The sequence below is a fragment of the Burkholderia seminalis genome, assembly GCF_001718535.1.
GTDB classification, from domain to species: domain Bacteria; phylum Pseudomonadota; class Gammaproteobacteria; order Burkholderiales; family Burkholderiaceae; genus Burkholderia; species Burkholderia seminalis.
Genome location: NZ_CP013398.1, coordinates 829,499 through 848,569, shown reverse-complemented (window position 1 = coordinate 848,569; position 19,071 = coordinate 829,499). Strand labels below are relative to the sequence as shown.

15 protein-coding genes are annotated in these 19,071 nt (G+C 68.9%); 7 read left to right on the top strand and 8 right to left on the bottom strand.

Annotated features, from left to right (window positions below; translation table 11 throughout):
• Positions 1 to 12: 12 nt before the first annotated feature.
• Positions 13 to 1,557, bottom strand: coding sequence for a xanthine dehydrogenase small subunit (xdhA, locus tag WJ12_RS03770; RefSeq protein ID WP_059557274.1), 1,545 nt, complete (start codon positions 1,555 to 1,557; stop codon positions 13 to 15).
• 338 nt (positions 1,558 to 1,895) lie between these two features.
• Between xdhA and WJ12_RS03765 the strand changes: the two genes are divergently transcribed.
• Positions 1,896 to 3,110: an MFS transporter gene (locus WJ12_RS03765; RefSeq protein ID WP_034187234.1), complete on the top strand. Its 1,215-nt coding sequence runs from the start codon at positions 1,896 to 1,898 to the stop codon at positions 3,108 to 3,110.
• A gap of 108 nt (positions 3,111 to 3,218) precedes the next feature.
• Here the strand turns inward: WJ12_RS03765 and WJ12_RS03760 are convergent, their stop codons facing one another.
• Positions 3,219 to 4,109: a DMT family transporter gene (locus tag WJ12_RS03760; RefSeq protein WP_034187233.1), complete on the bottom strand. Its 891-nt coding sequence runs from the start codon at positions 4,107 to 4,109 to the stop codon at positions 3,219 to 3,221.
• A gap of 134 nt (positions 4,110 to 4,243) precedes the next feature.
• Between WJ12_RS03760 and WJ12_RS03755 the strand changes: the two genes are divergently transcribed.
• Complete coding sequence (locus WJ12_RS03755) at positions 4,244 to 5,179, top strand: AraC family transcriptional regulator (RefSeq protein ID WP_034187232.1); 936 nt, start codon at positions 4,244 to 4,246, stop codon at positions 5,177 to 5,179.
• A gap of 27 nt (positions 5,180 to 5,206) precedes the next feature.
• Here the strand turns inward: WJ12_RS03755 and WJ12_RS03750 are convergent, their stop codons facing one another.
• Positions 5,207 to 6,418, bottom strand: coding sequence for a pyridoxal-phosphate-dependent aminotransferase family protein (locus tag WJ12_RS03750; RefSeq protein WP_034187452.1), 1,212 nt, complete (start codon positions 6,416 to 6,418; stop codon positions 5,207 to 5,209).
• A 753-nt stretch (positions 6,419 to 7,171) separates the two neighbouring features.
• Here WJ12_RS03750 and WJ12_RS03745 point away from each other — a divergent pair.
• The 5 genes from WJ12_RS03745 to WJ12_RS03725 all read left to right on the top strand — a co-directional run bounded on the left by WJ12_RS03745 (position 7,172) and on the right by WJ12_RS03725 (position 12,712).
• Positions 7,172 to 8,155 (top strand): LysR family transcriptional regulator, encoded by a 984-nt coding sequence (locus tag WJ12_RS03745; RefSeq protein WP_034187231.1) that lies wholly within the window; start codon positions 7,172 to 7,174, stop codon positions 8,153 to 8,155.
• A gap of 30 nt (positions 8,156 to 8,185) precedes the next feature.
• A complete protein-coding gene (locus WJ12_RS03740; protein WP_059557276.1) occupies positions 8,186 to 9,184 on the top strand; it encodes a 2-hydroxyacid dehydrogenase in 999 nt (332 codons plus the stop codon).
• A gap of 111 nt (positions 9,185 to 9,295) precedes the next feature.
• Positions 9,296 to 10,045 (top strand): 5,6-dimethylbenzimidazole synthase, encoded by a 750-nt coding sequence (gene bluB / locus WJ12_RS03735; RefSeq protein WP_059557278.1) that lies wholly within the window; start codon positions 9,296 to 9,298, stop codon positions 10,043 to 10,045.
• A 243-nt stretch (positions 10,046 to 10,288) separates the two neighbouring features.
• Entirely contained in the window at positions 10,289 to 11,458 is a 1,170-nt protein-coding gene (locus WJ12_RS03730; RefSeq protein WP_059557280.1) for an MFS transporter, read from the top strand.
• A gap of 93 nt (positions 11,459 to 11,551) precedes the next feature.
• Positions 11,552 to 12,712 carry an MFS transporter gene (locus tag WJ12_RS03725; RefSeq protein WP_034187227.1) on the top strand — a complete coding sequence of 387 codons (1,161 nt, stop codon included), beginning with the start codon at positions 11,552 to 11,554 and terminating at the stop codon, positions 12,710 to 12,712.
• Positions 12,713 to 12,790: 78 nt separating this feature from the next.
• Here the strand turns inward: WJ12_RS03725 and fahA are convergent, their stop codons facing one another.
• From fahA to WJ12_RS03700, 5 genes are read right to left on the bottom strand one after another with little or no spacing between them, the layout of a single operon-like run.
• Complete coding sequence (fahA, locus tag WJ12_RS03720; protein WP_069245544.1) at positions 12,791 to 14,095, bottom strand: fumarylacetoacetase; 1,305 nt, start codon at positions 14,093 to 14,095, stop codon at positions 12,791 to 12,793.
• A complete protein-coding gene (hmgA, locus tag WJ12_RS03715; protein ID WP_059557283.1) occupies positions 14,092 to 15,426 on the bottom strand; it encodes a homogentisate 1,2-dioxygenase in 1,335 nt (444 codons plus the stop codon). The genes fahA and hmgA overlap by 4 nt, the downstream gene beginning before the upstream one ends.
• Positions 15,427 to 15,441: 15 nt before the next feature.
• Entirely contained in the window at positions 15,442 to 16,803 is a 1,362-nt protein-coding gene (locus WJ12_RS03710; protein ID WP_059557285.1) for an MFS transporter, read from the bottom strand.
• A complete protein-coding gene (locus WJ12_RS03705; RefSeq protein WP_034187223.1) occupies positions 16,800 to 17,030 on the bottom strand; it encodes a DUF2783 domain-containing protein in 231 nt (76 codons plus the stop codon). Before WJ12_RS03705 ends, WJ12_RS03710 begins: the two co-directional genes overlap by 4 nt.
• Before the next feature lie 27 nt (positions 17,031 to 17,057).
• Positions 17,058 to 18,719 carry an FAD-dependent oxidoreductase gene (locus WJ12_RS03700; RefSeq protein WP_059557287.1) on the bottom strand — a complete coding sequence of 554 codons (1,662 nt, stop codon included), beginning with the start codon at positions 18,717 to 18,719 and terminating at the stop codon, positions 17,058 to 17,060.
• Between the last annotated feature and the right edge of the window lie 352 nt (positions 18,720 to 19,071).

The following is a 19,071-nucleotide window of genomic DNA, read 5'->3' as shown; positions in this document are numbered from 1 at the left end:
GGTTCTCCGTCTTCAGACGCGCGCCGCGCCGGCGCCGGCTTCGGCGGCCACTTCACGCACATTCAGGGCTTGCGGCGGCAGCGGGTCGTGCGGGCGCGTCTCCAGCCAGAATCGGTACATCAGGTTCTTCGCGGTATCGAGGCGGTACGTGCTCGTCGCGCGCATGTCGGACAGCGGCTGGTAGTCGCGCTCGAGCGCCTGCATCGCGGCCTGCGCGGTGGCTTCGTGCCATTGCGCGCCGTCGAGCACGGCTTCGGTGTGGGTCGCCCGCTTCGGCGTCGCGGCCATCCCGCCGAACGCGATGCGCGGCTCGCGGATCGTGTCGCCGTCCGCGATGAACGCGAAGGCCGCGCACACGGCCGAGATGTCGGAGTCGAACCGCTTCGACAGCTTGTACGTGCGGAACTGCAGCTTCTCGCGGGCGCCGGTGCGGGTCGGCACCTTCAGGCCGACGACGAATTCGTGCGGCGCCATGTCCTTCTGCTGGTACCCCGTGTACAGCGCTTCGAGCGGCAGCTCGCGCACCGTGTCGCCGCCGCGCAGCACGACGCGCGCGCCGAGCGCGATCAGGCCCGGCATCGAGTCGCCGATCGGCGAGCCGTTCGCGACGTTGCCGCCGATCGTGCCCGCGTTGCGGATCGGCAGCGACGCGAAGCGCTTCCACATCTCGGTCAGTTCCGGGTACGTGCCGGCCAGCGCCGCATAGGCCTTCTCGACCGTCACGCCCGCGCCGATCTCGATCCAGTCGCCGCGTTCGGCGAGGCGCTGCAATTCGGCGATCCGGCCGACGTAGATCAGGTCGTCGAGCCGGCGCATCTGCTTGGTGACCCACAGGCCGATGTCGGTACTGCCCGCGAGGATGCGCGCGTCGGGACGCTCGGCCTTCAGCGCGGCCAGCGCGTCGAGCGTGCGCGGCGCCGCGAAGCGCGCGCCGTCGCTCGTCGTGTAGTCGAACGTGTCGTCGCGCTTGAGCGACGCGAGCGTGCGGGCCAGCGCGGCCGTGTCGACCGGTGCCGACGGCGCCGGCGCATCGAACATCTGCACGGCCGCATCGACGATCGGGCGATAGCCGGTGCAGCGGCACAGGTTGCCGGTCAGCGCATCGGCGATCTCGGTGCGCGTCGGCACGTCCTTCGCCTTCGTGCACGCGCCGGCACAGCCTTCGTGGCCATGCTTCTCGTACAGCGCCCACATCGACATCACGAAGCCGGGCGTGCAGAACCCGCATTGCGAACCGTGGCAGTCGACCATCGCCTGCTGCACCGGGTGCAGCGCACCGTCCGGCTGGCGCAGGTCCTCGACCGTGAGCAGCGCCTTGCCGTCGAGCGTCGGCAGGAACTGGATGCAGGCATTGACGGCCTTGAACTCGACCGCGCCGGCGTCGTTCAGTTCGCCGACGACGACCGTGCACGCGCCGCAGTCGCCTTCCGCGCAGCCTTCCTTGGTGCCGGTGCAATGCGCGTCCTCGCGCAGGTACTGCAGCACGGTGCGGGTGACGTCCGCGCCGCTGACTTCGCGGATCGCGTGACGATGGTAGAAGCGGATCGGCTCACTCATGTCTCGATGGTTCTTCAATTGGGGGGCAAGGCGGCCTGCGCGGAGCGCCCGACCGACGTTTTTCTGACAGTTTGCACGCTATCACCATCAAATTTCGCAACCCATAGCCCATCACGCATGGGGCCCATATAACTGCCGCGATATGAGCGCCGGGGCCGCCCGCGGCCCTTTCCGCACGGTACTCCGCGCCCGTGCCCGACGCCCCCGCAGCCATCCGCCATCGCCGAAAACAGGTCGCGATGAACTAAATGGTACCTGCGGGAAAACCGGTTCCATGGGAAAATCCCGATTCCCTTTTTCGCCGTCTTCCGTCTGCTTCGTTCATTCGTTCCGACCCCATGTCCTCCGATTCCGCCACACCGCCGCGCAGCGGGTTCGCGGTCACGCTGCAAATCGTGTCCGTCGTTTGCTTCACGTTCATCTGCTATCTGACCATCGGCCTGCCGCTCGCGGTGCTGCCGGGCTTCGTCCATGGCGACCTCGGCTTTTCCGCGATCGTCGCGGGCGGCGCGATCAGCGTCCAGTACTTCGCGACGCTCGCGTCGCGGCCGCTCGCCGGGCGCCTGGCCGATACGCTCGGCCCGAAGCAGACGGTGCTGCGCGGGCTGATCGGCTGCGGCGCGTCGGGCGTGCTGCTGCTCGTCGCGCTGCTGCTCGCGCGCTGGCCGGTCGCGAGCCTCGTGCTGCTGGTCGCGAGCCGGCTCGTGCTCGGCGTCGGCGAAAGCCTGTGCGGCACCGGCGCGATCCTGTGGGGCATCGGCCGCGTCGGCGTCGCGCACAACGCGAAGGTGATCTCGTGGAACGGCATCGCGACCTACGGCGCGCTCGCGCTCGGCGCGCCGGTCGGCGTCGCGATCGCGAATACGCTGAACCCGGCGCTGATCGGCGTGATCGTGATCGCGCTGGCCGCGAGCGGCTTCTACCTCGCGCGCCTGATCGCCCCGGTGCCGCTCGTGCACGGCGAGCGGATGTCGTATGCGAGCGTGTTCACGCGCGTGCTGCCGCACGGCCTCGGCCTGGCGCTCGGTTCGGCCGGCTTCGGCTCGATCGCGACCTTCGTCACGCTGTACTACGCGGCGCGCCACTGGCCGAACGCCGCGCTGTCGCTGACCGTGTTCGGCACGCTGTTCATCGGCGCGCGGCTGCTGTTCGCGAACACGATCAAGACCTACGGCGGCTTCCGCGTCGCGATCGTGTCGTTCGCCTTCGAATGTTCGGGCCTGTTGCTGCTGTGGCTCGCGCCGGTACCGCACATCGCGCTCGTCGGCGCCGCGCTGACGGGTTTCGGCTTCGCGCTGATCTTCCCGGCGCTCGGCGTCGAGGCCGTCGCGCTCGTGCCGCCCGCGAGCCGCGGCGCGGCGCTGTCCGCGTATTCGGTGTTCCTCGACCTGTCGCTCGGCATCACGGGCCCGCTCGCGGGCTATGTCGCGGGCGCGTTCGGCTATCCGCAGGTGTTCCTGTTCGCGGCGGTGGCCGCCGCCGCGGGCGTCGCCCTGTCGATGATGCTGTACCAGCGGCAGGGGCGCGTGGCGGGGAGCGGCGCCGCGGCCTGACCATGTCGTGCGTCGGACGGCAGCCGGTCGCGCCCGTCGCGCCGCCGGCGCCTCAAGAAAAACGCCTGCATCGCGCAGGCGTTTTTTATTCGTCGGCGACCGCGACGCTCAGGCCGTCCGCAAGAACAGCCGACGCGTCAGGTCGAACGCGACGAGATTGCCGGCCACCACGAGCAGCAGCCCGATCACCGCGAGCGGCGACCACTGGTAGCCCTCGAACACCGTCGACACGGCCAGCGCGACGATCGGGAACAGCACCGTGCAGTACGCGGCGCGTTCCGGCCCGATCCGGCCGACGAGCGTCAGGTACGCGGTGAAACCGATCACCGAGCCCGGCACGGCGAGGTAGACGAGCGCCCCCAGATAGCGCGGGCTCGTATCGAGCGTGAACGGCATCCCGGCCGCCACGCTGCCGACGGTCAGGATCGCCGCGCCGATCAGCATCGCCCAGCCGTTGGTCACGAGCGGGTGCAGCCCCATCGACTGCATCCGGCTCGACAGCAGGTTGCCGATCGAGAAGCACATCGTGCCCGCGAACGCGATCGCGAGCCCCGTCCAGGTCGCATGATCGTCGAGATGGCCGGCCATCTGCTGCCAGAACAGGCACGCGATGCCGGTCAGCCCGAGCAACGCGCCGGCGATCGCCGACGGCCGCAGCGGGCGGCCCATGAACAGCCGGCCGTTGATCGAATTCAAGAGCGGCGCGGTCGAGAAGATCACCGCGACGAGGCCGCTCGGCACGACCTGCTCCGCATAGTAGAAGCACAGGAAGTTCACGCAGAACAGCGCGAAACCCTGCGCGACGAGGAAACGCCACGCGTCGCGCGGCGGGCGCACCGGCCGGCGCATCACGCGCAGCAGCGCGAACAGCACGACGGCCGCGAGCCAGAAGCGCCATGCGATCGACACGGGCGGCGGCACCGAGCCGAGCTGCCACTTGATCGCGATCCAGGTGGTGCCCCAGATCAGCACGGTGACGAAATAAAGCGACAGGTTCATGGCGGCAATCCGGAAAATCGGGTGAATCGGGATCCCGACTATGCCGCCGCGCGGGGTGGGACGATTGTCCGGAATTGCGGTCTTTTTCGGGACGCCGCACGCGCTGCCGCGCGCCCGCTTATACTCGGCCCATCATGAGCCTCTCCCTCTCCGCCCCACCCGTCGACCACGCCGCCGCCCTGGCCGGCGGCGATCTGCCGTTCGGCCTGCAGTCGGTCTGCCGCACCCTCGCCGAGGCGAACGCGACGCTCGAGCGCTTCGCGTGGCTCGGCGACCACCTCGCGATCGCCGAATGGACGCGGATCACCGACGAAAGCGAGACGGTCTACGAGCAGCCCGGCCACCACACGCTGTCGTGCTACCTCGACGGCGGCTACCGGACCGAGCGCCAGCGCGTGCCGCGCTACGGCGCGCCGAGCCTGCTGTGCGCGCTGCCGGGCGACCATGAATCGCGCTGGTGGGTGCGCGGCGAGATGCACTTCGTCCACCTGTATTTCCTGCCCGAGCACTTCACGCAGCGCGCGATCCGCGAACTCGACCGCGAGCCGCGCGAGCTGAAGCTCGCCGATCGCACCTATTTCGAGGATGCGCGCGTCGCCGCGCTGCTGCGCTCGCTCGCGCTCGACGGCTGGGACGACGCCGACGAGCGGCTGCGCGTGAACGAGACCGCGCACGAGGTGCTGAGCCTGCTGCTGCGCGGGCAGAGCACGACGCGCACCGACACGACGTTCCGCGGCGGGCTCGCGCCGGCCGTGCGCCGCCGCGTGCGCGACTACATCGACACGTATCTCACGCAACCGCTGACGCTCGGCGAACTGGCCGAGGTCGCCGCGCTGTCCGAATACCACTTCTCGCGGATGTTCCGGCTGTCGTTCGGCCGCGCGCCGCACGCGTGGGTGGCCGAGCAGCGCCTCGCACGGGCGCGCGAGCTGCTGCGCACGACGGCATTGCCGCTCGCGCAGGTCGCGGCCGACTGCGGCTACGCGAACGCCGGCCACTTCAGCCACCGCTTTCGCGACGCGCACGGCACGACGCCGAATACGTACCGGCGCGCGATGCAGGGCCGCTGAGCGCGGCCCGTTTTCACGCTTTCCCGCTTACGCGCCGCGCCGGGACAGTTCCTGCTCGAGCGCCGCGACACCGGCCGGCAGGTCGACCGGCACCTTCAGGTCGACCATCGTGCGGCCGAACGCATGCAGCGTGCGGAACAGGTTGTGTTCGCGGCACTGCTCGCCCATCTGCCCGATCCGTACGATCGGCAACCCGAACGAGCCCGAGATCTCGACCTGGTACTGCTTCGAGATATGGCCGCAGACCATGCCGGGCGTCAGCCCTTCCGGCGTCTCGATCCCGACCACCGAATTGAGCCGGCAGTCCTTCGGCGCGTAGAGCCTGAGCCCCATCGACTCGACCCCCGCCTGCAGCGCGAGCGAGCAGCGCAGATGGCGCGCAAAGCGGCTTTCGAGCGTCTCCGCGCAGACGAGCCGCAGCGCCTCGTGCAGCGCCAGCACGCCGGACACGGGCGCCGTGTAGTGATAGCCGGCGTTGTGCCAGAAGTTCTCCGCGAGCGCCATGTCGAGGCACCAGTGCGCGTTCGGCTCGGGGCGATGCTTCATGCGCTCCCACGCGGCGTCGGAGAAGGCGATCAGCGACACGCCCGGGATCGACGACAGCCCCTTCTGGCCGCCGGTGATCACCGCGTCGATGCCCCACGCGTCCATCTCGAGCGGCATCGTCGACAACGTGCACACCGCGTCGACGACGACCAGCGCGCCGGCCGCCTTCGCGAGCGCCGCGATTTCGCGCAGGTCGCGGTTCCATACCGTGTTCGACGTCTCGCCCTGCACGATCGTGACGATCTCGGGCCGCTCGCGCGCGATCGCATCCGCGATCTCGTCGAGGCTCGCGACCGCGCGGTCGGCCACCTCGAGCGTCGCGACGTCGGCGCCGACGCGCGTGGCCATCTCGGCCATCCGCGCGCTGAAGAAGCCGTTGCGGATCGACAGCACGCGCGTGCCGCGCCACGCGAGGTTCGAGATCGCCATCTCCATCGCCGCCGAACCGGGGCCCGCGACGCCGAGCACCCACTTCGTGCGGGTCTGGAACACGTAGCGCGCCATCTCCTTCACCTGCTCGATGATCTTCGCCATCGTCGCGCCGAGGTGGTTGATCACGATCGTGTTCGCCTTCGCGACGGCGGCCGGGATCGGAACCGGGCCGGCCCCCATCATCAGCAGCGGTTCTTCGGGCAGGATCGCGTCGAGCGGCACGACGACGGGACAGGGAATCGGCGAGTAATCGATGGACATGGCTGGCAAGAGGTGAGGAAAGGACATGCTCGGACGCTCGCCGCACGGCATGGCGAACTGATCGATCATTCCGCGTTCCGCGGCCTCGCGCAAGAGGCACGCGCGGCCGGACAGCGCGACGGTGGCCCGGTCGCCGGACCGGGCCAGCCGGCCGCGTGCGTATCGCGCGATGGCCATCCCGATTGAAAAGGGATGGCGGACCGGTCGTGAAACGGTTCCATTCGGCTTCCGCCTCGCGTGATTTTCTTCGTCAATAACGCCGCGATTCGCCGATACCAGTGGCATGCGACGACTTTCGCGTCAGTCGAAATAGACCGGCTGCCCGATAAAAACCGCCGCCCGGAATGCGGCATGCAATATCGCCCCCACCCGAAAAACATCCATTACCGCAGCATGTATTGGGGAACGACTCCGCAAATTAACGAAACCAGGCCACCTTATCACCCGACAAGCCATTGATTAACATAGATAATATTCGCCACCTTGGCGCATATTCCAATACCGCGTCAGTTTTGCGCGGTACGCAAATGCTGCATTGCAACGTTTAACCGTTACCCGTGATTTCGATTTTCCGCAACCCGCCCATTTTCTCAGGTTGACGAATATAGGTTCAGTATTGAACAATCGTCTGCGGAATCGAAAAAAACGATTTTTCGATACGAGGGAGAACTGGGGTCGTGCGATAGGCTTTCGAGGTCGCATGGCGAAAAATCACAACCATAATCAATCAACCGGGCCAGAAATACGCAAGCCATGAACCAGATTCAGACCATGCGTGTATTCGTCTGCGTCGCCGAGCAGCAAAGCTTCCGGCGCGCGGCGCACCATCTCGGCGTGTCCAATGCACTCGTCACGCGTTCGATCGCGATGCTCGAGGGCCACCTGAACACACGGCTGATCCACCGCACCACGCGCAACCTGTCGCTCACCGAGGCCGGCGTGCGCTACCTCGACGGCTGCCGCGCGCTGCTCGAGGAATTCGACCACCTCGAGTCGTCCGTCACGCATGCCGTGCGCGAGCCGGCCGGCACGCTGCGCGTCGTGGCGTCGGGGCTGCTGTCGCCGCTGGCGCTGACGCCGCTCGTCAGCAGCTTCCGGCTCCGCTACCCCGAGCTGCGCGTACAGCTGACCGTCGCCGAGGGGCCGCTCGACGTGCTCGATTCGGGGTACGACGTCGGCATCGTCACGGGCAACCGGTTCGACGGCAATCCGTCGCTGATCGGCCATGCGCTCGCGCCGAACCCGTTCGTCGCATGCGCGGCGCCGGCCTATCTCGACCGGCGCGGCGAGCCGCGCGCGCCCGACGACCTGCCGGGCCACGACTGGGTCACGCTCGCGCCGCACCAGCATGCGCCATCGTGGCAACTGGTCGGCCACGACGGCGTCGCGCATTCGGTCACGGTGCGCCCGGCATGCACGGTCAACCAGCTCGCGCTGGTGCAGGCCGCCGCCGTGGCCGGCGCGGGCATCGCGGTGCTGCCCGAGCCGTGCGTCGCCGACGCGCTCAACAGCGGCACCCTCGTGCGCCTGCTGGCCGGCTACCGGATCGACGATCCCGACACGCAACTGTCGCTCGTCTACCCGAACCGCCAGTACGTGCCGGCCCGCACGCGCAGCTTCGTCGAGCACGCGCTCGACCACTTCAGCGCACCGACGCCCCGCGACCGGACGGACTACGGCTTCCTGCGGCCGCCGCGCGGGCCCGAGCGGCCCGACATCGTCACGGGGCTGCAGTAAACTGCGCGCGTCAGCCATCGGAGGTGCAGCGTGCGCGTGATCCTGTTCAGCAGCCGGCAGTACGACGACGATTCGTTTACCGCCGCCAACCGGCAGTTCGGCTATCGGCTGCATTTCCAGCCGTCGCACCTCGACGCGGAAACCGCGATCCTCGCGCACGGCTATGAAGTCGTGTGCCCGTTCGTCAACGACACCGTCGACGCGGCCGTGCTCGAACGGCTCGCCGACGGCGGCACGCGGCTGATCGCGCTGCGCTCGGCCGGTTTCAATCATGTCGACCTCGCGGCCGCCGCGCGGCTCGGCATCACGGTCGTGCGCGTGCCCGCGTATTCGCCGCATGCGGTTGCCGAGCACGCGGTCGCGCTGATCCTCGCGCTCAATCGCCGGCTGCCGCGCGCGGTCGCGCGCACCCGCGAGGGCGACTTCTCGCTGAACGGCCTGCTCGGCTTCGACCTGCACGGCAAGACCGTCGGCGTGATCGGCACCGGCATCATCGGCAGCGTGTTCGCGAAGATCATGATGGGCTTCGGAATGCACGTGCTCGCGCACTCCGTGCCGCCGTACAACGACGAGCTGATCGCGTTCGGCGCGCGCTACGTCGAGCTCGACGAGCTGCTGCGCCACGCCGATATCGTCAGCCTGCACTGCCCGCTGCTGCCGTCGACGCACCATCTGATCAACGGGCAGACGCTCGCGCGCATGAAGCACGGCGCGATGCTGATCAACACCGGCCGCGGCGGCCTCGTCGATGCACAGGCGCTCGTCGACGCGCTCAAGAGCGGCCGGCTCGGCCACCTCGGGCTCGACGTGTACGAAGAGGAAAGCGGGCTGTTCTTCGAGGATCACTCCGACCTGCCGCTGCAGGACGACGTGCTCGCGCGCCTGCTGACGTTCCCGAACGTGATCGTCACGTCGCACCAGGCGTTTTTCACGCGCGAGGCGCTGGCCGAGATCGCGCATACGACGCTGCTGAACATCGAGGCGTGGCACGCGGGCACGCCCGCGAACGTCGTGAGCGCGAATCGCTGACGCATCGCACGCACCCCCTCAACAATCCCGCCTTTTGTTTCGACTGACGTAACGCGGCACGTGCGCGGTCTGCTATCGTTGCGCCGACGTCCTTCCCTGCTCCTGCCGCTCATGCGTTTCGACGACTCCGACATCGCCGCGGTCTACCGCGCCATTTTCGAACGGCGCGACATGCGCCACTTCACGCCGGCGCCCGTCGATCCAGCCGTGCTCGCGCGCTTGCTGCGCGCGGCGCACCATGCGCCGAGCGTCGGCTTCATGCAGCCCTGGCGCTTCATCCGCATCACCGATCCCGCGCTGCGCACCGCGATCCACGCGCTGGTCGAGGCCGAGCGGCGCGCGACCGCCGATGCGCTCGGCGAACGCCAGGACGCATTCATGCGGCTGAAGGTCGAGGGCGTGCGCGAATGCGGCGAGCTGCTGGTCGTGGCGCTCGCCGACGGCCGCGAGCGCCACGTGTTCGGCCGCCGCACGCTGCCGGAGATGGATCTGGCATCCGCCGCATGCGCGATCCAGAACATGTGGCTCGCGGCACGCGCGGAAGGGCTCGGGATGGGCTGGGTATCGCTGTTCGACGTCGATGCGCTGCGCATGCTGCTGCGCATGCCCGACGGCGCGAAGCCGATCGCCGTGCTGTGCATCGGGCACGTCGACGCGTTCTACGCGAAACCGATGCTCGAACAGGAGCGCTGGGCCGCGCGAATGCCGATCGAGGCATGCCTGTTCGAGAACGGCTGGGACGACCCGGCTGCCATCGACGGCGCCCGCGCAGCCTCGTCTCCCGTGAATGCGGAATCGGATGCCGACGTGACGAACACGTCCGATGCCCTCCCCGGCGGCGCGCCCGAACGCATCGCGTGACGGCGGCGCCTCGCAATTGGCTACGCTCTGGCCCCGATACGGCCCGACGCGGAAAATCGCCGCCCGATCCCACACTGTGAGCTTTCGGCATCGCGCCCCGTCGCACGCCGGCAACAACCGTTTTGGCCCCGAGCGTAGGGGTTTTCACTGAAGTAGAATCGCGGCTGTCGACCGTCTTACCGTCCGCCCGTCCCGCGCATCCCGCGCCCGGCATGAGCGGCGGCTTTTCCCGAGCCTACCGCGATGCCCTTGCCTCTTTTCGCCCTTGCCGTCGCCGCCTTTGGAATCGGTACCACCGAATTCGTGATCATGGGGCTGCTGCCCAATGTCGCGCGCGATCTCGGTGTGTCGATTCCGGCCGCCGGGATGCTCGTGTCGGGCTATGCGCTCGGCGTGACGATCGGCGCGCCGATCCTCGCGGTCGTCACCGCGAAGATGCCGCGCAAGCGCGCGCTGATGGGCCTGATCGGGCTGTTCATCGCCGGCAACCTGTTCTGCGCGATCGCGCCGGGCTATGCGGTGCTGATGGCCGCGCGGGTCGTCACCGCGTTCTGCCACGGCGCGTTCTTCGGGATCGGCTCGGTCGTCGCGAGCAGCCTCGTCGCGCCGAACCGCCGCGCGCAGGCGATCGCGCTGATGTTCACCGGCCTCACGCTCGCGAACGTGCTCGGCGTGCCGCTCGGCACCGCGCTCGGCCAGGCATTCGGCTGGCGCGCGACGTTCTGGGCCGTCACCGGCATCGGCATCGTCGCGGCCGCCGCGCTCGCGGTGTGCCTGCCGAAGCACCTCGCGATGCCCGACACCAGCATCACGCGCGAATTCAGCGTGCTGAAGCACCCGCAGGTGCTGATGGTGCTCGGCATCAGCGTGCTCGCATCCGCGAGCCTGTTCAGCGTGTTCACGTACATCACGCCGATCCTCGAGGACGTGACGGGCTTCTCGCCGCATCAGGTCACCTACGTGCTGCTGCTGTTCGGTCTCGGCCTGACGGTCGGCGGCACGCTCGGCGGCAAGCTCGCCGACTGGCGCCGGATGCCGTCGCTGATCGCGACGCTCGCGCTGATCGGCATCGTCCTCGCGCTGTTCGCCGGCACGATGCACGTGCCGTTCGCCGCGCTCGCGACGATCTTCGTGTGGGGCATCCTCGCGTTCGCGATCGTGCCGCCGCTGCAGATCATGATCGTCGATCGCGCGAGCGATGCGCCGAATCTCGCGTCGACGTTGAACCAGGGGGCGTTCAACCTCGGCAACGCGACCGGCGCATGGCTCGGCGGGATGGCGATCGGCTCCGGCGTCTCGCTCGTGAACCTGCCGTGGGTCGGGGTCGCGATGGCCGTCGCGGCGCTCGCGCTCACGCTGTGGTCGGCATCGCTCGAACGCCGCCCCGTGGCGGTGCCGACCCACTACGTATAACGCAACCCTGCCGCAATCGTTGCGGACACAACCCCATTCGATCCTGATGGCCTTCATGGACCTTTCAAGGGCCGCGGTGTAGCATCCCGGCCGATGAAAGCCATTCTCAATCGCGATTTCCTCGCGCTGATCCTGAGCGTCGCGGTCGTCGGCCTCGGCACCGGCGCCACGCTGCCGCTCACCGCACTCGCACTGACCGAAGCCGGGCACGGCACCAACGTCGTCGGCATGCTGACGGCCGCGCAGGCGCTCGGCGGCCTCGCGATCGTCCCGTTCGTCACCGCGCTCGCGCGGCATATCGGCTCGCGGCGCGCGATCGTCGTGTCGGTCGTGCTGCTCGCGGCCGCCACCGCGCTGATGCAGTTCACGTCGAACCTGATCGTGTGGGGCGCACTGCGCGTGCTGTGCGGCGCCGCGCTGATGCTGCTGTTCACGATCGGCGAAGCGTGGGTCAACCAGCTCGCCGACGATGCGACGCGCGGCCGCGTCGTCGCGATCTACGCCACCAATTTCACGCTGTTCCAGATGGCGGGCCCCGTGCTCGTGAGCCAGATCGCCGGTGCGACGCACATCCGCTTCGCGCTGTGCGGCGCGCTGTTCCTGCTCGCGCTGCCCACGCTCGCGACGATCCGGCGCGCACCGCTCGCCGGCGACGACGCGCATCACGCAGCGCACGGCCGCTGGCTCGACGTGCTGCCGCGCATGCCCGCACTGATCATCGGCACCGGCTTCTTCGCGCTGTTCGACACGCTCGCGCTGTCGCTGCTGCCGCTCTATGCGATGGATCACGGCGTCGCGAGCGCGACCGCCGTGCTGCTCGCGTCGATCATGCTGTTCGGCGATACCGCGATGCAGTTCCCGATCGGCTGGCTCGCGGACAGGCTCGGCCGCGAACGCGTGCACCTCGGCGCCGGCTGGATCGTGCTGGCCGGCCTGCCGCTGCTGCCGTTCGTCATCGCGAATCCGTGGCTGTGCTGGCCGCTGCTGTTCGTGCTCGGCGCGGCGGCCGGCAGCATCTATACGCTGTCGCTCGTCGCGTGCGGCGAACGCTTCCGCGGCGCGGCGCTCGTCACCGCGAGCTCGCTCGTGTCGGCATCGTGGAGCGCCGCGAGCTTCGGCGGCCCGCTGGTGGCCGGCGCGCTGATGGAGCAACTGGGCAGCCATGCGCTGGTCGGCGTGCTGCTCGCCTGCGTCGCGGCGTTCGTCGCGGCCGCGCTGTGGGAACGCCGCGCCGCGTTGCAACGCGCGGTCTGATTGGTATCGACGAAACGACCACGGCCCGCACGATGCGGGCCGTTCGGTCTTGCCGTGCGACGCGTTACACGTTACACGTTACACGTTACGCGCCGGCAGGATCTTCCCGACGCACGGGCCGAAGCCGACGCGATAACCGTCGCCCTGGCACCATCCGGCGAGCGTGAGCTCGTCGCCGTCCTCGAGGTACGTCCGGCTGCCGCCGCCGTTCAGCGCGACCGGCTCCTTGCCGTTCCACGTCAGTTCGAGCAGGCTGCCGAACGAATCCTTGGTCGGCCCGCTGATCGTGCCCGAGCCCATCAGGTCGCCCACGCGCGTGTTGCAGCCCGCGACCGTGTGATGCGCGAGCTGCTGCGCCATCGTCCAGTACATGTGCTTGAAGTTGGTGCGGCAGATCGACGTCGCGTCGGCCGCGCCTTCGGCACGCAGCGTCACTTCGAGCGCGATGTCGAACGCATGCCGGCCCGCGTGCCGCAGATACGCGAGCGGCCGCGGCGACTGTTCGGGCTGCGCGGTGCGGAACGGTTCGAGCGCGTCGAGCGTGACGATCCACGGCGAGATCGTCGTCGCGAACCCCTTCGAGTTGAACGGACCGAGCGGCACGTATTCCCACTGCTGGATGTCGCGCGCGCTCCAGTCGTTCAGCAGCACCATCCCGAAGATATGCGCTTCCGCATCCTCGCACGCGATCGGCTCGCCGAGCGCGTTGCCCTGGCCGACGATGAAGCCCGTCTCCAGCTCGATGTCGAGCTTGTGGCAGGCACCGAACACCGGGCGTTCCTGGTCGGGCAGCTTCAGTTGCCCGTTCGGCCGCCGCACCGGCGTGCCGCTCACGACCACCGACGACGCACGGCCGTTGTAGCCGATCGGCATCTCCGACCAGTTCGGCAGCAATGCATTCTTCGGATCGCGGAACATCGAGCCGACGTTGGTCGCATGCTCCTTCGACGAATAGAAATCGGTGTAGCCGGGAATCTCGACCGGCAGATGCAGCGTCGCGTCGCGCTGCGCGACGAGCACCTGCGCGCGCAGCGCCGCATCGTCTCGCAGCGTCGCATTGTCGCGCGAGAACAGGCCCGACAGCTGCACGCGCACGCCGCGCCAGGCGTCGCGGCCGAGCGCGATGAACGCATTGAGCGTCGGCGCGGCGAACGCGTCGGCGCCGGCCGGCAGCGTCACGAGGCCCGCGCGCGCGAGCGCCGCGAGATCGACGATCTGGTCGCCGAGCGCCACGCCCGCGCGACGCGCCGGCTGCTGCGCATCGCTGAAGATCCCGAACGGCAGGTTCTGGATCGGGAAATCGCAGGCGGGATCGTTCGCGGTGTCGAGCCAGCTCTTGCGAGCCGGGTCGAGCGTCGCGCGCCAGTCTTGGGTGTCGCTCATCGTTGCTCCGGATTGAAGTGTTTCTTGATGCCTTGCCAGCATTCGAAGTAGTCGGCCTGCAGTTGCGCGGTGTCGAGCGCGTAACGCGTCGGCCGGATCAGCGTGCGGGTTTCGAACATGAACGCCATCGTCGCGTCGACCTTGTGCGGTTTCGTCGTGTCGCTCGCGGACGCCTTCTCGAACGTGTCCGCGTCGGGCCCGTGGCCCGACATGCAGTTGTGCAGGCTCGCGCCGCCCGGCACGAAGCCTTCGGCCTTCGCGTCGTACGCGCCGTGCACGAGTCCCATGAACTCGCTCGCGACGTTGCGGTGGAACCAGGGCGGGCGGAACGTATCCTCGGCCGCGAGCCAGCGCGGCGGGAAGATCACGAAGTCGATCGTGTCGACGCCCGGCGTGTCGCTTTGCGCCTGCAGCACGAGGAAGATCGACGGATCGGGATGGTCGAAGCTGATCGAGCCGATCGTGTTGAACAGGCGCAGATCGTACTTGTACGGCGCGTAGTTGCCGTGCCACGCGACGACGTCGAGCGGCGAATGGCCGATGTCCGCGCGCCACAGGCGGCCGTTCAGCTTCGCGATCAGTTCGAACGCCCCTTCGCGGTCTTCGTACGCGGCTTGCGGCGTCAGGAAGTCGCGCGGGTTCGCGAGCCCGTTCGAGCCGATCGGGCCGAGATCCGGCAGGCGCAGTTGCGCGCCGAAGTTCTCGCAGATATAGCCGCGCGCGTCGCCGTCCGGCAGCGCGACGGAAAAACGCACGCCGCGCGGGATCACCGCGATCTCGAACGGCTCGACGTCGACCCGGCCGAATTCGGTCGCGATATGCAGCCGCCCCTGCTGTGGCACGATCAGCAGCTCGCCGTCCGCGCTGTAGAAGAAGCGGTCCCGCATCGAGCGGTTCGCCGCGTACAGGTGGATCGCGCAACCGTTCATCGCGGCGGCCGAGCCGTTGCCGGCCATCGTCACGAGCCCGTCGACGAAATCGGTCGGCTCGACCGGCATCGGCAGCGGATCCCAGCGCAACTGGTTCGGCGGCGTCGGCGGCACGTCGGCCGAATCGCCGAATTCCGCCACGAGCCGCTGCGGGCCCGCGTACGGCTCGAACGGCCGGTGCACGGCCGCCGGGCGGATGCGGTACAGCCACGAACGGCGGTTGTGGCCGCGCGGCGCGGTAAACGCGGTGCCCGACAGTTGCTCCGCATACAGCCCGTACGGCGCGCGCTGCGGCGAGTTGCGGCCGTGCGGCAACGCGCCGGGCAGTGCCTCGGTGGCGAATTCGTTCCCGAAACCGCTCAGGTAGCCGGCGTTCGCCGGTTTCGACAGGTCAAGCGTCATCGTTTCCTTTCTCCCTCAATTCGTGGCGGCGGTCGGCGCCTGCACGCCGTTGCGCCGCGTTACGCCCGCGAGCCCGAGGACGAACAGCGCCGAGCACAGCACGGGCACCGCGGCCGCGTGGAACAGCGCGCCGTTCGACCAGTTGAGCGCAATCAGTTGTCCGCCGACGAGCGGCCCGAGCACCGAGCCGATCCGGCCGATGCCGAGGCTCCAGCCGATGCCCGTCGAGCGCAGCGACGTCGGGTAATACTGGCCCGCGAGCGCGTTCACGGCCGGCTGCCCGCCGACCACGCAGAACCCGCCCGCGAACACGACGACCAGCAGCCACGGCAGCGCGTGCGCGACCGAGCCGATCAGCCCCACCGACACGGCCGCGCAGGCGAAGCACACGAACAGCACGCGCACGAAGCCGTGACGTTCGATGAACCAGCCGAGCGACAGCGTGCCGATCACGCCGCCTGTCTGCAGCACCGTGCCGACGATCACCGCGGTGCCCGGCGAATAACCGGCGTCGCGCATCACGGTCGGCAGCCAGTTCGACAGGAAATACAGGTCGATCAGGTTCATGAAGCTGATCGCCCACAGCAGCAGCGTGACCGGCAGGCGGCCGTGGCTGAACAGTTCGGCGACCGGTGCGCCGCTCGCCGCGCGCTCGCGCACGACGAGCCGCGTGTTCGCGTCGATGCCGGCCCGCGGCGCGAATCGGGCGAGCCAGCCCCGCGCCTGCGCGACGCGCCCTTTCAGCACCAGGAACTGCAGCGACTCGGGCAGCCGCGCGAGCATCGCGATCGTCAGCACGAGCGGCACCGCGCCGCCGACGAAGAACACCGAACGCCAGCCGAACGCCGGAATCAGCGCGGCGCTGATGAAGCCGCCGAGCGCCGCACCGAGCGTGAAGCCGCACGACACGATCATCATCCGCTTCACGCGATGCGCGGCCGGGCTGAACTCGCCGACCAGCGCCATTGCGTTCGGCATGATGCAGCCGAGGCCGAGCCCGGTCACGAAGCGCAGCGCCATCAGCACCGGGATCGAACCCGCGAACGGCGTCGCGAGCATCGTCACCGCGAAGAACAGCGTCGAGCCGATCAGCACCGGGCGGCGCCCGATCCGGTCGGCCAGCACCGACAGCCCGAGCGCGCCGAGCAGCATCCCGAACAGGCTCGCGCTGAACACCGGGCCGAGCGCCTGCTTCGGCACGCCCCATTCGGCGATCACGCTCGGCGCCACGTAGCCCATCGCCTGCGCATCGAAACCGTCGATCACGAGGCACAGCCCGCACAACGCGAGCAGCATCCAGTGAAAGCCCGGGCGATGGGTCTCGTCGATCACGCGCTCGACTTCGAGCACGCGCGCGTCGGCCGGCGCCGCGCTCATTGCGCCACCTCGGCGGCCGGGTGCACGGGCGGCGTCACGCCCTGGCGCGCGAGCGCCATCGCTTCGCGCAACACGTCGGCATCGCCGATCTGGTTCGCGAGCAGCAGGATCAGCTTCGCGTTGACGAGCTGGCTGTCGCTGTCGGACAAGTCGCGATGCATGTCGATCAGCGCTTCATAGAACGCGTCGGGGTCGGTCAGGCGCGGGCGGGTGTCGAGTGAAGGCATGACGGGTCTCCGGTGTCTTTATCGTATTCAGCGTGCGCAGGTCGCGCGCGCCAGCGCGTCGGCAATCGCCTGACGGTCGAGCGTGCGCGTGCGCGCGCAGACGTGCTGATCGGGACGCAGCAGGTAGAAGGTGCCCGGCTGCGCGTCGTAGCGTTGCGCGGCGAGCCCGTCGACGTCCTCCACGACGTCGACGCCGGCCGCCGGCCGCGCATGCCCGGCCGGCACGACGAGCACGGGCCGCACCGGCAGCGCGAGGCCGTCGACGGCCTTCGCGAGCGCGGGCGCATCGCCCGGCAACCCGAACAGCACGCCGGTGAAGCCATCGCGCAGTCGCTGCAGCAGCCAGCCCGGCGCGCCCTGCACGCGCACCGGCGCATCGGCTGCCGCCGCGCCCGGCCGCATCGCGCACGCGAACGCGTCGCCGCCGCGATCGGGCGTATTCAGCGGGGAATCGGCGAGCACCGCCGGCACGGACAGGCGGCCGCTGTTCACGAGCTTGCGCGCGAACTCGCAGTCGCGCGCAAGCTTCAGCGTCGCGTCGCGGAACACGCGCGACACCGCGCTCTTCGGCGTGATGAAGTCGGTCGAACGCGTCGAGTTGCGGATGTTCTCGTCGGCCGCGAATTCGCGTTCGCTCGCATACGTATCGAGCAGGCTGTCGGCCGAGCGGCCGTCGAGCACGAGCTTCAGCTTCCACGCGAGGTTGTCCGCGTCCTGCACGCCGCTGTTCGCGCCGCGCGCGCCGAACGGCGACACGCCGTGCGCGGAATCGCCCGCGAACAGCACGCGCCCGTGGCGAAACGTGTCCATCCGCTGGCAGCGGAACGTATAGACGCTCACCCATTCGAGTTCGAACTCGGCATCCGGCCCGAGCAGCGCGCGCACGCGCGGGATCACCCGCTCCGGCTGCTTCTCGGCGACGGGGTCGGCGTCCCAGCCGAGCTGGAAGTCGATGCGCCACACGTTGTCCGGCTGGCGATGCAGCAGCACCGACTGGTTCGGGTGGAACGGCGGATCGAACCAGAACCAGCGCTCGGTCGGAAACTCCGCCTTCATCTTCACGTCGGCGATCAGGAAGCGGTCCTTGAACGTGCGGCCGCGGCTTTCGAGCCCCATCATCGTGCGCATCGGGCTGCGCGAGCCGTCGGCCGCGATCACGTACCGCGCGCGCAGCGTCGCGACGCCGTCCGGCGTCTCGATCGTCAGCACCGCGTGTTCGGCCGACTGCTCGATGCCCGTCACCTTGTGCTTCCAGCGGATGTCGATGTTCGGCAGCTCGAACGCGCGGTCGGCCAGATAGCCTTCGACGTAGTACTGCTGCAGGTTGATGAACGCGGGGCGCGCATGCCCTTCCTCGGGCAGCAGGTCGAACGCATACAGCTGCTCGTCCTGCAGGAACACCTTGCCGACGTGCCAGCTCACGCCCTTGTCGACGAAGCGCTCGCCGCAGCCGAGCCGGTCGAAGATTTCGAGCGTGCGCTTCGCGAAGCAGATCGCGCGCGAGCCGGTCGACAGCGTGTCGTCGTCGTCGAGCAGCACGACGGGCACGCCTTGCTGCGCGAGGTCGATCGCGGCCGCGAGGCCCACCGGGCCGGCGCCGACGACGATCACCGGATGGACGGCCGCGTCATGGGCGCGCGCGCGGTACTCGAACTTCAGCGTCTGGTAATCGATGCTCATGGTCGCCATCCGCTCGTCAACCCTGCCGTGCGCGCACCGGCGCGCCCGTCGTTCCTTTCGTCTCCTGCCGGCGTGCCCGCCCGCCTGTGTTGTCATCCGCCACGTCTCGCTCCTTGCTTCCTGTTGATTCGCGAACGGCGCCGTCCCGCGGCGCCCGCATGCCGCATTTCTTGATCGGCGACAAATTCTGGATTTACGAATAGTAAAACCAATTACGAATAGTGAAATCAACGTAAACCCTAGACGCTGCCCCCGGGATGGGATAACCATATGAATGAAACGGCGAGCCGAGCGCGGCGCGCGCTGCTAATATCAAGAGACGAGGCGGCCCTTTCGGCCGCCATTTTTCCTTTTCACGCCG